The following is a 15,719-nucleotide window of genomic DNA, read 5'->3' on the forward strand; positions in this document are numbered from 1 at the left end:
TCAACCTACCCATTTTTCAAATTGGTCTTTATCGGTTTTCGACGGTACATACCATGCGGCTTTGCCCGCCTCGTCACGGCCCAGGCGTGCGCCTTCGACCGGAGGCTTCTGGGTTGGTGTATGAGAGCTGTCACTGGTAGCCGGGAAAAAATCCATTGAGATCATGTCATCCATCGCGTCTTTAAACGCCTGAACGATGGCCTGAATGTCGTCCTCACTGTGGGCGAGGGTAATGAACATGGGCCTGGCGTCCCAGATATGGATGCCTTTCTCCCTCAAAATCACGTAGATGAGCTCTTCAAAGGCGATGTCCTGAGGAATTTTGACTTTGCACATCGAGCCACAGTGCTCGATTTTTAGCGGGGCTCCAACCAGTTGAGCATGTTGGTTGATCTCTGACACCATGGCGTCAGCTCGCTGGTTGAGTTCATCTTGCAGATTGGGGTTATCGGCAAGCCGCGCCAGTACGGCCACCGCCGCCGCCATGGCCAGGGGGTGGCGCACGAACGTGCCTGCAAAATAGGTGACGCCAACTTCTGGAGCGGACTCATCACCGAATTGCCATTGCCCGCCGTCAAGTGCGTCAAGGTACTGTGCCTTTCCGGAAATCGCGCCAATCGGGAGCCCGCCCCCAACGATTTTTCCGTACGTGCATATATCGGCATCGACGCCATAGAAGCCCTGAGCGCCGCGTGGGTGGATACGGAAGCCGGTGATGACTTCATCGAAGATCAAGGCAATCTGGTGATCGCTGCACAGCGCCCTGGCTTTTTGGAGGAAGTCTCTTGGCTGAAGGTCAGGGTTCCGGCTCTGCACCGGTTCTACCAACACAGCAGCGATGTCTTCGGCGTGCTCGCGGATGTATTCCAGCGATTCGTCGGATCCGTAGTCCAGAACAATCATGTTGTCTGCAGCGGAATCTGGAATCCCGGCGGCAGCTGGTACCGCATAGCCATTGCTGCCACGGGTAATGATGACGTCGTCGTGGATGCCGTGGTAGTCGTTCTCAAATATGACGACCTTTTCACGGGCGGTCACGGTTCGGGCCAGCCGCATGGCGCCCAGAACTGCCTCGGAACCAGTGTTGCAGAAGGCAACCCGCTCATTGCCGGTGACCTGGCAAAACAGGCGTGCGGCTTTTGCTGCCAAGGGGTGCTGAGGTCCGATTTCGTATCCGGTGTTTAACTGTTGGGCTATGGCCTCTTTGATAAAGGGTGCGGAGTTCCCAAAGAAATTGCTTCCGAACCCACAAGTGACATCAATCAGCTTTCCTCCATCGATATCCCAGAGGTAAGGCCCCTCGGACCGTTCAACAACGATGGGGTAGATCACTTCCTTGATGACCGGTCGGAAACCGGAAACGACCCTGGGGTCGGCCAAGTGCTTGCGATTTTCCTGCGCAAACGACTTAGACGCAGAAAAACGGGCGTTGTAACGGGTCGCCAATTTTTTGAAGTTATCCTTCTGTCGCGCGCTCATGTCATTGCTGCGCTTTACATTGATCCTGGCCCCTGCGCCAAACGGCTTAAGCTGCGTTCCGGATTGCTCAGTGGTATTGCCATGCCCGGTTTTTGAGCCTTCAGGGGCACTGACCGGTGTAGCGCCCGCCAACGCCTGAGCTGAGGACATGCCTGAAAGAAGTGCGAGTTGGCCCTGTAACACCTGCATCTGCTGCTGGAGCAACAGCTGGATGTCGCCCATAGGCGGTAAACCTGCCCCCGTATTGGGAGCGGCTGGCGGACTCTGCGGAACAGAGGGGGCTCTCGTGGCAGCGGCCTGAGGAGCTGTGGTTACGTCACTGTGCAAGGGCTGAGTGGGGGAGGGTAAAGTGTCGGCCCCACCTTCCTTGACCAGGTAATCTGCGAGCTTGGCGAGATTCCCGCAATCGTTAAGGAGTTGGCGGAAGGTTATGTTTACCTTGAATTTTTTCTTAAGCTTAACGGTTGACTGAGTCAGTAAGAGAGAATCCAGCCCCAACTCGAAGAAGGTTGCGTTGGCATCGGCCTTACTGAGATCAATTCCAGAGATGTCGGAAAACAGTGAACGCAACTTCTCAAGAATAACGTCTTTCATAGGGGCTCCGGATGGGGCGTCTGCTACGGGAACGGCAGCGGCCATGAAATGAGTAGCGGGGGTCGAACCAGATACAGCGACTGCCGCGAAATTGTCGGCTTCGATGGCGTAGTGCCGGTGTTGGAACGGGTAGCCAGGCAAAGTCACTCTCAGTGATGAATTGGGCGTGCCGCAGGGCCAGTCCAGATTCACGCCGCAGCTCCAGGCCTTGCCAAGCCCCTGGCTGGTGGAACGCAAGTCCTGCTCAGGATTGCCCGCCTCAGCGAGGAGTGGAATCGCGGCAATATCGGTTTTTTCGTCGAGATTTTGCATGGCCATACCGCATACGGTGCCTTGCGGGCCGCACTCGAGCAAAATTAGATTCTTGAGAGAACCTAGTGTTTCGCACCCTTTTCGGAACTGTACTGGCTGGCGGATCTGACTGGCCCAATAGCGAATGTCGGTTGCTTGCTGTTCGCTAATCCAGTCTCCGGTCACACAGGATATGAACTTGAACTTAGGTGGGTTCAGGTCTGCGTCAGCCAGGCGTTCGGCAAAGGCTTCACAGGCCGCATCCATTGCCGGTGAGTGAAATGCATGAGAGGTATTCAGGGAGCGGAATTTGACGTCGTGGTCATCCAGCGTCTTCTGAAATGCCTGGATGACGTCGTGAGGGCCGGACAGCGTCAACGAATCCGCTGTGTTCTCTGCGGCAATGACGACCCCTTCCGGTAGCAGGGGATTGATGCGTTCGAGGTTTGCACGTACCGCCAGCATCGAACCGGATGGCTGGGCCTGCATAACAGCACCACGGGTCATAACCACACGAATCGCGGTGGCCAGATCGAACACGCCCGCGACCGTGGCCGCCACGAGTTCACCAATGCTATGGCCTATGGCAGCCTGAGGTTTAAGGCCAAGCTGCTTGAGTACTGCGCTCATTGCATACCCAACACAGAACAGGCTGATCTGGGTTTTCTGGGTATCTTTGAGAGGGTCGCCGGATTCAAAGACCAAGAAACGGATGTCGCAGTCGTGCTCGCTTTGGAGGATCTCGGCACAGGCGTCAAATGCGGTTTTAAACGCGGGCATAGCGTCATATTGCGCTCGCCCCATACCACTGACTTGGCTTCCCTGGCCTGGAAAGGCCAAGGCAACGGATGGCGAAACAAAGCAGGGCTCGGTGTCTTCAGCTTCGTCCGCCAAATCGGCCAAATCAGCAGAGACAGCGTTTTGAGGTAGGGTCTGCCGGTAGCGAAAGTTGCGGCGGTTGCGGACCAGCTCTGAGGCAAGTTCACCCGGGGCCAGCCCGGCCCGAGGTCTTTCGAGCAGGTCTTTATAGTCGTTAAGCAACTCGGCCAATGCCTCGGGGGTGTTAGCGCTAAAGCACAATGGCACCCAACCCGGGCTGGTTGTTTTTGCGTTGAGGGCCGGTAGCTCTATGCCCTTGAGGAGGATATGGGCGTTGGTTCCCCCAATGCCAAATGAACTGACCCCGGCGATCCGCTCTGGTTTGGGGTGTTGCCAGGGTGTGGCTTGTTGGGCAATCGAGAAGGGGGATTGATCAAGGTTGAGTTCCGGGTTTGGCTCATCGAAATTAATGGATGGCGGGATAACGCCATGGTCGATGGCCAAGGCTGATTTGATCAGGCCAACAACTCCAGCGGCGGCCGTTAGGTGACCAAAGTTGCCTTTGACCGAGCCAAGCTTACAGAACTGATGCGCATCAGAGTATTCAGCAAATGCTTCGGTCAGCGCTGAGACTTCGATCGGGTCGCCAATCGGGGTGGCCGTGCCGTGGGCTTCAACATAGCCAACCCGGTCAGCGTTAATTCCGGCGTCCCTGATGGCTGCAAGGATGACGGACTTCTGTCCCTGGACGCTGGGGCCGGAAAAGCTGCCTTTCTCTGCACCGTCGTTATTGATGGCCGCGCCGCAGATGGTTGCATAGACGTAGTCTTGATCCGTCAGCGCATTATCGAGCCGTTTCAGCACAACCACACCTCCGCCATCACTGAACACGGTGCCTGAACTGTTTTTATCAAATGGGCGGGTGTGACCATCCCGGGTATATATACTGCCTTCCTGGTGCGTGTGAGGCTGCTGTTGAGGAAATGTCAGTGATGCCCCGCCGGCAATGGCAATGTCACATTTTCCCTGACGAATGGCTTCAACCGCTTCGGCAACGGCGACGAGTGAGGTCGAACAAGCGGTGTGAATGCTGAGGGCTGGACCAACGAGGTTGAGCTTATGGGCCAGACGAGTGGCAGCGTAATCCTTCTCGTTCGCTACCATGGCTTGCAACGGGCCATAGTCCTCAAGTTTTTCGGCGTTTTTCAGCACATTATTCAAATAGTAGGTGTTGTTTCCGACACCACAATAGACCCCGATTTTTCCGGCGAACTGTTCAGGGTCGTACCCAGCGTTCTCCAGCGCATGCCAGGCAAGCTCCAGCAGTAATCGCTGCTGGGGGTCGATAAACTCAGCTTCTATCGGGCTGATGCCAAAGAAACCTGCATCAAACCCGAAGGGGTCGCCATCTAAAACGCCGCGGGCATTGACGGTTCCTGCCTGGGTGTCGGTCGGCTCGAAGAAGGTGACGCTTTCTTTGCCATCCAGCAGGTTTTGCCAGAACGCTTCCAGCGAGTCGGCGCCGGGCACACGAAGCGACATGCCAATGATGGCAACGTCCTTGGTGCGTGATGTCAGATTTCCTTCGGTACCTCCTTGAGAAGGCTTGGCCGAGGGGAGCGCTTGCCGTGATGTGGCATAGTCAAGGAACTGTGCCAGCGTCCGATACTGGAACAGGGAATAGACCGGGATGGAAACTCTGGCCTGAGAGTAGAATGCGGCGGCGATCCGGTTGGCCGCAAGGGAGTCCATGCCCTGATCCTGGAGGCTGTCTTCGGTACTCAGGCCCGGATGATCAAGTTCTTTTTGGATAATACCAAAGAGCGTGAGTGACAGGTCTTCGCTGGCGACTTCCTGATGACCTGGCTCTTTAGAAAGCGCTTCAAGCATCGATTTTCTGTCGATCTTCCCGGACGGGGTTTTACTCAGGTGCGCTACCCTGAAGAACCTGGTGGGAATCATATAGCCCGGAACGGCAGCTTTTAGCGCATCTTTTAGTGCGACGTCGAGATCGGAGGATGACGCTTTGGTGGTGACAAACGCGACCAGGCGTTTTACGCCGCCCTGTTCCTGAACCGCGGCGGCGGCCTCACCAACAAGACCGGTGTCCAGAAGCTGGGCCTCAACCTCGCTGAGTTCCACTCGGTAGCCGTTGATCTTGACCTGATTATCGATCCGCCCGTGATACAGCAATTGCCCATGGTCATCGAAGCTGGCCAGGTCTCCAGTACGGTAGGCCCGTTTTTCACTACCACCAGACAGTGTGATGAATCGTTGTTCGGTTTGTTCCGGGCTATTGATGTAGCCGTGGGCAAGCACCGGGCCGGCGATGTAAAGCTCACCAACATCGTTCCCTTTGACCGCATGCATCTGTTCGTCCAGCACCAGAAGTTGGGCCTGATCAATGGCCGCGCCGATCGGCGGAAGTGTGGGCCATCTATCCGCTGGCCAATCCAGTTGGAACTCACTGACGACATGGGTTTCGCAGGGACCGTACTGATTGAACAGAGTGACGCCTTTCATGGCGTTAAAAGCGACTCGAAGCTCATTGCTGACAACCAGTTGCTCGCCAGCGGTAATGACCTCTTTAAGCGTGGTGGGGTAGCGCTCGAGACGGTTGGCCCACATGACCAACTGCAGCAATGCGATATAGGGGAGGAAAATGCGCTCTATGGCATGCGCTTCTATAAACTCCAGCAGCTGGCGGAAATCCTGTTTGAGCTCGTTATCGATGAGGTAGAGGGTTCCGCCCTGAGTTAGGGTAGAAAAAATCTCCTGAAACGAGACATCGAAGCTTAAGGCCGAGAACTGCAGGGTTCGAAGCCGCACGCCTTCCTGGTAGCGTTTGTTCTGCCAGTGAATGAGGTTGTCCAGTGTGCCGTGGTTCATCAACACGCCCTTGGGCGTGCCTGTTGAGCCCGAGGTGTAAATTACATAAGCATCGGTGTCGGCCGTAATCGGTCGGGTGCGCTGTTGATTCGTACCAGTATGGTTGGGCGGTGTGTTTCCGGGGACGAGGGTACGAAGATCCAGGTGCGCGCCGATTGGTGACAGGAACGCATCATTGTCGGATACAGTCAGCTCGGCCTTTGCATGGCTGACCATATAGCTAAGGCGTTCTGAAGGGTAGATCGGGTCCAGCGGCAGGTAAGGGCTACCATGGCGGAGAATGGCGATCATCGCTGCAATCGCCAGCGCACGATCGTGTGCATGGATCGCTATCGGCACACCGGGATCGGTGCCAAGCTCGGCAATCTGCGCCTGAATCAGCCGGGCGTTATTGTCCAGCGTGGCGTAGGTTATCAGCTCGCCTTGGGTCCATAGGGCAGGGCTATCAGAAAAGGTTAGCGCCGCACGATCAAACAGAGAGAGAAAGCCGGTAAATTCCGGGCATGACTTACTCGCACTCATATCTCTGCCTTCCTTAGAGAGAGACCTACATCTACGATCCGGCCGCTGTCCTGGCCGAAAAGCACTCATTCAGGACACCAGGCAAGCCAACTAATGTTACATTATGTAAACTAGCATAGCGGTGAATATTGCGCTAACCGGTTTGGGGGCAAATTGAACTGGATCAAGGTTTGCACGGTTACAGTAGTTATAGTGGCGGGATGTAGCAGCAGGTGACGAGCCCAAGATTGGTAGTTAAGGCTAAGCAGGGAAGTTGAACCGGGAAATCATTAACCCGCGCAATGATGCCGTGGTTGCTGTGGCGGAGCTGGATGTCGAGTAAGTCCATATAGTGCCCGATATGGGGCGAAGTGGCTTTGACCACGGACTCTTTGATGCTGAAGGCGAGTGCTTGAGCGGACACGTCTAAGGCGGTGGAGTGCGGCAAGGAATGCTCGTGGGGGTGCATGATCAGGTTGGCTAGGTCCACCTCGACCAGGCCTGGATTTTCGATCAGGTCCAGACCAATACCTCGGGCATGCCGTCCCTCGGTAACGACCGCCATGCCAAGGAGATGGTCGTGCGTGATGGAGCCAACCACAGACGAAGGCCAAAGAGGGTTGCCCAGAGATCCTCGTAACAGGCTGGTCACAGGAAGCTCCGCCCTTTCCAGGGCTTGTCGCGCGAGATGGCGGCCGGAAAAAAACTCTTTTTTGCGCTTTAGGACCGCCTTGCTGACAAGTTGCTGCTCGGCTTCATAGCGGGAATGCGTTTGGTTGAGCGGTCCGGCAGCCAGGTAAAGCGGGGCGTGAATAAAGTCACGTAGCTGTACTTCGATGCAGGTTGCGTTTGCGTCAATCATCAAGTCATCACTGGCTTTGTGTGGAAACCGCCGCCGGGTTGCTTGGTCGGCCGTTGGTGTTCACATGTCAGTCACCTACACTCATAGCAACGGAAGCTCAAGGAAGTGGAGACAGTGAAAACATTACGGCGTTGGCTCGGGCCGATCAAGCGAAGACTAATGCGCGTGGTTGAAGCGAAGAGCGGTATTATGTTGCACCAGCCAGTCAAACCCGGAGCCACTGGGGTGCGCGCTTCTGCAATGCTCGCTCTGACAACCAAATACCGGCAGGGGTTGGCGTTATCTGAGGGAGAGTTCCTTCGCCGAACGGGCCAAGGTAATGTGCTCTATGAGTTGTTTGTTGATGGCGATCCGGTTTGTTATGGCTGGGTTGGTCAAGGTGGGTCCAGAGTAGGTATCTTGCATAATTTGAAATTAACAGTACCTGATCGAGCGTTTTATATCTGGGATTGTGCAACGCTTCCAGATCATCGGGGCCGCGGGCATTTCCAGACGTTACTCAAAGGGCTGCTGGAGTGCCAAGGTGCCTCTTCAGCAGCGGCGCTTGCGGCGGTGGATACAGGAAATACGGCTTCGAGGAAGGCTTTGGAGAAAGCTGGTTTCAAGCCAATGTTCAGTTATTTCAGCCTTAGGGTCGGAGGCCGGGTGCTGGTTAGTCTGGCCATCAGGGACGGGAAGCTCATGCGGGCTCAACCGGAATTTGACCGGGTTGCCGGAAATGCTCTTGGGGCTGCTTAGGTGTGGCGCTTGCCATAGAACCGCCGTGCTTGCGGCGGCTCAGGCCTTGGCATATCGTTGAGAGGGTGGTCGCATGCTGATGTGTAAGGCGGGGTTGCCTGAAGTCAAACACAGTCAGAGTAGTGGCAGTTCGTTTAAAAAAAGGACGTTATGATGAACTTATTTGATCTATCCGGCCCGGAATCTATTGAAAGGGTTCCATTTCCATCGGATAAGGAAGGTTTGGCGCCGTATATCCTGAATCGTCAGCCGGTTTTGCTGAGCGGGGTTCGGGAGGCGTTACCTTTCCTTAAGGATTGGAATTACCGTTATTTTCTGGAATCGCTGAAGACGATCCGAATACAGCGCAAGTCTGAAGACGGGGTGTTTCATTACCTGGGGTTTGAACGGATGCCGATGGAGGCGTTTAACCAGGTTATGGAAACAACCCACGACGGATATGCTCTGGAAGCACTGAGGGGGCGGGGTGTTTCTGAGGATTTGCCAGCCCAGTTATCCGTCGATCTGCCTGCTTTTGTGCCCGAGTCCCGTTTCAGGGTTTCGAATCTTTACATCGGACCCGGCAAAAACAAATCCCTTCTCCACTACGATGAAACCCATAGCCTCCTGATGATGCTGGAAGGGCGTAAGCGGTTCATTCTTTTCTCCCCGGATCAAAGCGACTGTATGTACCCCTACAGTCCTTTCAGTCTAAAAGCGCTGCTAGAAAACCGTGTTGTTGATAGTCGCATCAACAGTGAAGATCCTGACCTGGAACGCTTCCCAAAACTTCGCGAAAGCAAGGGGGTGTCTGGCTGGCTCGAAGAAGGCGATGCGCTGTTTATTCCAGCTGGAACCTGGCATTACATCGAGGCTGAGGGAAGGAATGTCTCGGTCAATTATTTCTGGCTGGAGAACAGGCTCAGAGATTGGTTGCAGGAACCTTTGTTCAGCTTCTGGATCAAGCGGCGTGCGATTGATGTGTTAGACCGCCTGCGTAAAGTGAAACACAAACTGTCGGCTGCGTAATGCCATCTGAGGGCAGTGAAAGGGTCAGAGGGCGCCGGCTCCGATTTTAGAGCGACCGCCGTTTTTTGACGTCATTTTCATGTTATTTGAATTCAAGCCAGGAACTTACGTACTGTGAAATTGAAAGTCATCAGGACGGAGGAAGCGTTTGATCGCATACAGCCACAGTGGGATGAACTGCTTGCGAAGCTCGACCCGGTTCCGTTAACCCTGACGCATGCATGGCTCCGGTCCTGGTTGGGTGCTTTTTCGGCAGGTATGCAGGTGGAATTCCGGTGTGTTTATCAGGGAGACGCCCTGGTTGGGGTCGCACCATTTGTTAAAGTCCGGGAACGTTATCGTGGTGTTCCGGTTACCCTATTAAAGTTGGCGGCCAATGGTCACACACCGTACTCATCCATTGTCGTTGACTCATCGCTCAGCGCAGGGGATCAGGATCAGGCTCTAGGCATACTTACGAAAATTGCGCCCGATGAAATTGGCCTCTTTTTCAAGATAAATCAGAAAAGTGGGTTGCGAGATTACCTCCTTGATCGCTCAAAAATCGGGCATGGACGAGTGGGGCAGAAGCCGGGTTTAAGGACGCCGGTTGTCGATATTGACCGAAGCTGGGATGAGTTTTATCGCTCCCGCCGACGGAGTCTGAAAAAGAGCCTGAACCATAAGTTGAACCGCTTCAACAAAAGTGGTGAATTCACGATTACTGAAGAACCGGTTACCCGGGCTGACCAACCGATTATCGACGAATTGGTGACCATATCTGCCAAGAGCTGGAAGTCCACCATTGGTAACGATCTAAAGTCCAACCAAAGGAGTCGGCAGTTCTTGCTTAACCTTGCCGAAACCTTCGGTCATTCGGGGAACCTTACCGCGTGGATCGTGAGGCATAGGGACACTACGCCCGTTGCCTTTGAGCTCCATTTGGCCTATGACCACATTGCCTACCCGATAAGGGCGGATTATGACGAGGCGTTCAACGCTTATTCGCCAGGGTCGGTTCTCGAGTTCTCAGCACTAAGAAGCCTGTTCGAAAGCGGAGCGTGCAAACAGTACTACACCTGTGCTGACGACTATTGGTACCTGAGTAAATGGACCGAAGATTACGAAGATATCTGTTCGGTAGAGTTGTTTGGCAGCAGTCTGAAGCTGCGGTTGCTTTACCTGGCGGAGTATCGAGTGATTCCTGTCATTAAACGGTTTATTAAGAAAGACGCCAAACAGGCAAAGCCTGCTTGATATACGAAAGGGAGGTTGTGCATCAATGCGGACGGTTGTCGTCGTCAGTCAGGACAAGTCGGATATCTATTTCGCCAATCAATTAATGAAGGCGCTCAATGTAGTAGGCGTTGTGGTTGAAAATCAAACGCCTGTCCGGGATTCATCGCCATTGTTCAAAAAGGCGATGAAGTATATCTCCAGCCCAGGGGTATTTATTCATAAGGTTTTCGAGGTGATCGACCGAAAGTTCGTCGAGCCACACCAGGATTACAACAAGCCTGAAAATTCTCTCGACTTTGGTGATGAAGGCCAGGTTCTTACGCCGGTTGAGGGGGTTCAGGTGCTTCACACGCAAGGCGTCAATGCCATCAATGACCCGGAGTACCGTGATTGGATACAGCGTTTACGCCCTGATGTTATTGCGGTTTGCGGAGCGTCAATTATGCGCTCCGAGCTGATCGCCGTGCCGCGTCATGGCGTTTTGAATTTGCACGGTGGGCTTTCCCAGTTTTACCGTGGGCTGTTCACGACGGACTGGGCTGTTCACAACCGGGAGTTGGAGTGTGTGGGAGCGACCGTACACTTCGTATCAGAAGGCGTGGATGATGGCGACATCGTTTATCAGGGCCGCCCGTCGATACAAGCCGGCGATAACCCCAATACGCTTTATGAAAAGGTTGTAAAGCTGGGTGTGCGGATGATGGTTCAGGCGGTTTCCGACATTGAGCAATCAAATTGTCGCCCTGCAAAGCTTGAGAAGAAGGGGAGGTTGTACCTCAACAGTATGTTCGATACTCAGGCAAAGCGCACGACCTGGAATCAGCTAAAGGCCGGCGTGGTGGACGAGTACCTGTCTGATAAACCCCGCAAAGACGAGCGGGTGATTGGTGAGCTGATCAACGAATTTGCAGAGTGATGTGCTGACGCATCACGACGCTGGCGAAGCTCGCCAGCGTCATTGCAGTGCCTGCTCTATAAATTGTTCAAAGGCGCTTCGTTGCTGGTCACAATCCGTTGGCTCGGCCGCTGAGCATCGTCCAGCGAGTGCCCATAACGCCCCTCGATTATCCCCCGTCAGTTTCTTGAAGGCGCCAATCAACTTGGCTTCAAATTTGGAGGCGGTTAGATAGCCTCCCACGTCATACCAAGACCAGATAATGACAACGGAACCGTCTTGTGTTGCCTTCAGGACGGTTTCGTTGACCTGTGTCGGCATCGCCATCCCGCTGGCGTCGTTACCCGTGAGCAGCCTTTCAGCAGTGGACACCAGTCCCCAGCTTTTCGCGTCAAAGAGCGTGTTGCCATAAAAAATGAGCTCTTTGTCCTGAGTCTGGTTGCGGTACCCAATGATCTGCAGTTGAACCTGTTCAAGGTTCTCTGAGACATAGACGCCACTCAGGTCGATATCCGGGTTTGCATATTCCGGGTGCCATACGTTGGCGTGCCGAAGCGGCCCGCTCCATCCCGGAATTCGTTCCATGAGGCTGGGGGTCCAGGTTTCGGCGATACGATCTGTCCTTGCTTTGAGGGCGTGGGGGACAACGGCGGGCCATACCAGCAATAGGGAAGCGGCCACGGCCCAAAAAGCAGAGGTGTGCGCTGCGGTAGCGGGCACCTGATTCGTTGGTGTGCTGTTTTTTGCTGGAGCGATGCCTTCAAAGCGGGGGGCGATAAAATACAGCGGAATCAGGGAGAATATGACGAAGATCACCCAGCCAAACAGCTCATGGTCCTCAACGAGGGAGGTTTCCATGTTGGTGTAATGGCCTGCAACGATAATTCCAAATACACGAACCCAGTTGGCCAGCATGGAAAGCAGGCCAGACAAGATGACTAGCAAAAGCGTCGCTCGATGTGACTGGTAGTACATCTGGCCATAGAAGGTCGCCAGGAAGACAGCGACCATGAGGTAGCGTACGCCACTGCACCCACCTTCCACCATAAATGCCCCCACCTCCAGGGTGATCAGGAATTCATTGATGGTTGCTTCAATCCCCGCAAGCTGGAGGAAAATGTCGTTAAAGAAAACCGTGATATGTTGCAGGACTGGCGAGAAATCATCCCAAATGGGGACGGCGAACAGCAGAAGCAGGGTCGGGCCTGCGGCCGCCTTGAGAAAGGCCGCTCCCCAGATGGACCAACCCCAGAAAACGATCATAAAGGGCACGAGGGCCAGCCTGAGGGATCTTACGTCAGCTGCTTGAAGCAGCAGAAATGCGAGGCTGGAGCCTGCCAACAGCAGAAGGGCAACAGGGGAGCCTGAAATGACCAGTTGTTTGAGCTGTTCACGCCTTCGGTAAAGCAAAAACAGGGTGCCAGCAAGTACCAGGAATCCATGGTTGTAAATAATAGATTCGTGCCACAGCTGGAAAAAGTCCTGCCATTGCCCCCATAGTCCCAATATCAGGAATGGGGCTGGGAGAAGCCAGAGATGGCGGTTGGAGGCGTTGGTGTTGGTGCTCATAAGTCCCTTTTATATAACCGCCCAAACTTGCCTGATCAGTGTAAAGCTTCGTGGAAGTGGGCACCAGGGGAGCCCCTGAAACCGGGCTGCTGGTGCCTACCTGTTATAGGTAATTGACGGTCAGCCCTGACCGTCAAGCTTCTCCAGAATCTGCTGGGCTTCTGACTCCATCCCCACAGAACGATAGGCTTCTGCCAGATGGCGCGCAATTTCCTCAGAGTCGGGCTGCAGCTGGTGAGCCTTCTCAAGGACCGGGACGCTCGCTTCATGCCTACCGGCTTTGAGCATGATCCATCCATAGGTGTCGGCGATCGCGGCATTATCAGGGTTAAGCTCATAAGCCCTTTGAGCCAGCTCCATAGCTCGACTGTCGCCGTTTTCGTGGTACATCCAGGCGAGGTTGTTCAGGGCCAGTACGCTGTCAGGCGCAATTTGGAGGACCTTCTCATAGGCCTGCTCGGCTTGGGTTCCGCGATCTGATTCCTGATAGAGCATAGCCAGGGAAAGCATAATGGCAGCGTTGTTTTGGTGACGATTCGTCGCCTCCTCAAGCGTTGAGATGGCCTTCTCGGTCATTCCGGCCCTTTTCAGGGAGCGGGAATATGCGATTGCAGTGCTCGGCTCATCTACCTTCTGGAGTGCCAGCTGGTAGAGCTCTGCCGCCGCCTTGTGGTCACCCTGGCTGGACTGGTAATTGGCTTCCGTTATGAAAGGCCTTGGAGAGTCGGGGTGTAGGCGCTTGGTTTCCTGGAGAATGTCCTGCGCCTGGCTAATGCTGCCCTGACTGAACGCTAACACGGCAGCCTGAAGGGCAATATCCTGATTCTCGGGGAACAGTATCCGGCCACGATTAAGAACCTGTTGGGCTTGATCGGATTTGTTTTCCTGTGCCAGCCGACTGGCAACGCCGTTGTAGATAGCGGCAACCATCGGAGCCTGGGGGGAGGGTAGATTTTCATCCTCCCGTTCAAGGAGGTTTGCTGTGTATTCATCAGCCTCGGAGTCTTCGCCTTCCATCAGCGCGGCTTCCAGCAGAACCAGGCGTGGGCCGACGGCGTCAGGCTTGGTTTCAAGGATCTTATGCATCAACTCAAGCATTTCATCCCGAGCCAGAACGCTGGTTACCCCTTGCAAGGCCTGCCGATCATTCGGGGCCAGGATGGCAGCCTCACTGAAATAACGTTTTGCGGCTTCGGTATCGTTCTGGCTCCTGGCCAGGTTGCCCAGCGCGATAAGCGGTGAAGGCGCCTGGGTATCAGTCTGTTGGGCCTGATTGAAATATCTGCGAGCCTCGTCTTCATCTCCGGTGGCTGCGGCAATCTGACCACGAGTCAGCAGCGCAGTAATGTTCTCAGGTTGCTCTTTAACCCACGCATTGGCGGATTCCTTTGCAGAGGTCTGATCACCACTTTCCATATAGATGCGAATCATGAGCAGGCGGGCCTGATCAAGGTCCGGACTCCGCTCCATAGTTTGCCTGGCCAACTGCAAGGCCTGACTGCTTTGACCCTTCTGGGCGAGGTACGTGGCATATCGGAGTCTCAGAGAGTCGTTGTCTGGATTGAGTTCCAGTGACTTCTCAATCAGCCCTTCGCCAGTGACAACGTCACCACTGGCCAGCGACGCAATGCCGACGAGTGCCAGCACATCGGGGTCGGACTGTGCGCCTTCCAGGTTCTCCAGAATCTCCCGTGCGCCTTCCGGGTCTCTCATCTCCAGTTTGGTGGCAGCCAGCAGTTTGTTGACCTCGGTGGATTCGCCTTCGCCTGCGAATGGCGCCAGCAGAGACTCAGCCTCTTCAACGCGGCCCTGGCGGAAGCGCACCATACCGAGTAACAAGGCGCTTTGCTCATGGGATGGGGACTGGGCAAGGATCTCTTCAAGGTAACGGGCAGCACCGTCAAGGTCTCCGTTACCAAAGGCTTCGCGAGCCGCGGCCATGTTGCTTTTGATGGTGCCAGGGGCAGATTTGGCAAGAATCTCTTCGTACACGAAGGCTTCGGCGATCTTTCCCTGCTCCCGAAGTACGCGGATCAAGGCGGAGATAGTTTCGTATTTTCTGAAGGTCATGACATCGTACTGGCCGATGTCCTCAAGCGCTTTAATATAAGCTTCTTCGGACGCTGGCCAGTCGCCCTTGGTTTGGGCGTATTGTGCCTTCCAAAGCCAAAGTTCCGGCTCCTGGGGGTCGATGGACTCAGCCTGGGAGATAAGGTCTTCAACAGCCGCAGGGTTGTTGCGGGCAAAGGCCACACGTGAGAGGCCTACAAGGGGAAGCGCTGAGCTGCCGTCGAGTTCTTTGGCTTGATTGTAAGCTGTCTCTGAATCACCAAGGCGGGCGTTAGCCAGGTAGATCTTGCCGCGAAGGAGGGCTGCTTTCAGCTCCTGGGCACGATCTGGGCTTTCGAGAGAATCCAGTGACTCAAGGGCTTGGTCGAATTGCCCTTGCATAAGATGTGTTTCAGCAAAAATAAGGGCCGCCCGGTTACGGATTTCCGGAGTCAGGTCCGTATCAGGAAGCTGGGACATTAAATGGTTAAGCTGACGTTCTGCATTGACTGCATCGCCGGCAGTGACCAGGTTAGTGATAATAACAAAATAAGGGTCTACTTTTCCGGGTTGCAGTTCGATGGCGCTTCGCGCTTCCAGCGTACTGGCTTTCAACTCACCCTGTCGCTGAAAAAAGCGGGATTGGTCAAGGTGACTGATGTACTGAATATCTTCCTGACTCATTCCTCGTTCGTCTTCACCGCAGCCAACCAGGGCGGTGGTGATGGCAGCTGAGAGCAGTGTTGCACGGAAAAGCGGGGACAGCTTCATGGATCCAATCCTTATTTTCATTACTTTATATCCTTG

General features: G+C 54.6%; 8 protein-coding genes. 4 read left to right on the forward strand and 4 right to left on the reverse strand.

What is annotated here, in order from left to right:
• Both BMZ67_RS14085 and BMZ67_RS14090 read right to left on the reverse strand, forming a co-directional pair.
• Window positions 1-6,594 (reverse strand): polyketide synthase, encoded by a 6,594-nt coding sequence (locus BMZ67_RS14085; protein WP_175481932.1) that lies wholly within the window; start codon window positions 6,592-6,594, stop codon window positions 1-3.
• Window positions 6,595-6,781: 187 nt separating this feature from the next.
• A complete protein-coding gene (locus tag BMZ67_RS14090) occupies window positions 6,782-7,435 on the reverse strand; it encodes a 4'-phosphopantetheinyl transferase family protein (protein WP_092023763.1) in 654 nt (217 codons plus the stop codon).
• A 159-nt stretch (window positions 7,436-7,594) separates the two neighbouring features.
• On the opposite strand from BMZ67_RS14090, the gene BMZ67_RS14095 reads away from it, so the two are divergent.
• From BMZ67_RS14095 to BMZ67_RS14110, 4 genes are all read left to right on the forward strand, one after another.
• Window positions 7,595-8,173 carry a GNAT family N-acetyltransferase gene (locus BMZ67_RS14095; RefSeq protein WP_139214386.1) on the forward strand — a complete coding sequence of 193 codons (579 nt, stop codon included), beginning with the start codon at window positions 7,595-7,597 and terminating at the stop codon, window positions 8,171-8,173.
• A 153-nt stretch (window positions 8,174-8,326) separates the two neighbouring features.
• Complete coding sequence (locus tag BMZ67_RS14100; RefSeq protein ID WP_175481933.1) at window positions 8,327-9,181, forward strand: cupin-like domain-containing protein; 855 nt, start codon at window positions 8,327-8,329, stop codon at window positions 9,179-9,181.
• A gap of 114 nt (window positions 9,182-9,295) precedes the next feature.
• The gene (locus tag BMZ67_RS14105; protein WP_092023769.1) at window positions 9,296-10,417 is read left to right on the forward strand and encodes a GNAT family N-acetyltransferase; all 1,122 of its coding nucleotides are present in this window, start codon (window positions 9,296-9,298) and stop codon (window positions 10,415-10,417) included.
• Window positions 10,418-10,442: 25 nt separating this feature from the next.
• Window positions 10,443-11,315 (forward strand): formyl transferase, encoded by an 873-nt coding sequence (locus BMZ67_RS14110; RefSeq protein WP_092023771.1) that lies wholly within the window; start codon window positions 10,443-10,445, stop codon window positions 11,313-11,315.
• Window positions 11,316-11,354: 39 nt separating this feature from the next.
• Here the strand turns inward: BMZ67_RS14110 and xrtA are convergent, their stop codons facing one another.
• Together xrtA and BMZ67_RS14120 are read right to left on the reverse strand one after the other, a co-directional pair.
• Complete coding sequence (gene xrtA, locus BMZ67_RS14115; RefSeq protein ID WP_092023773.1) at window positions 11,355-12,863, reverse strand: exosortase A; 1,509 nt, start codon at window positions 12,861-12,863, stop codon at window positions 11,355-11,357.
• 120 nt (window positions 12,864-12,983) lie between these two features.
• Window positions 12,984-15,683 carry a tetratricopeptide repeat protein gene (locus BMZ67_RS14120; protein WP_092023775.1) on the reverse strand — a complete coding sequence of 900 codons (2,700 nt, stop codon included), beginning with the start codon at window positions 15,681-15,683 and terminating at the stop codon, window positions 12,984-12,986.
• Window positions 15,684-15,719: the final 36 nt, after the last annotated feature.

The organism is Marinobacter zhejiangensis, from assembly GCF_900114775.1.
Lineage (GTDB): Bacteria > Pseudomonadota > Gammaproteobacteria > Pseudomonadales > Oleiphilaceae > Marinobacter > Marinobacter zhejiangensis.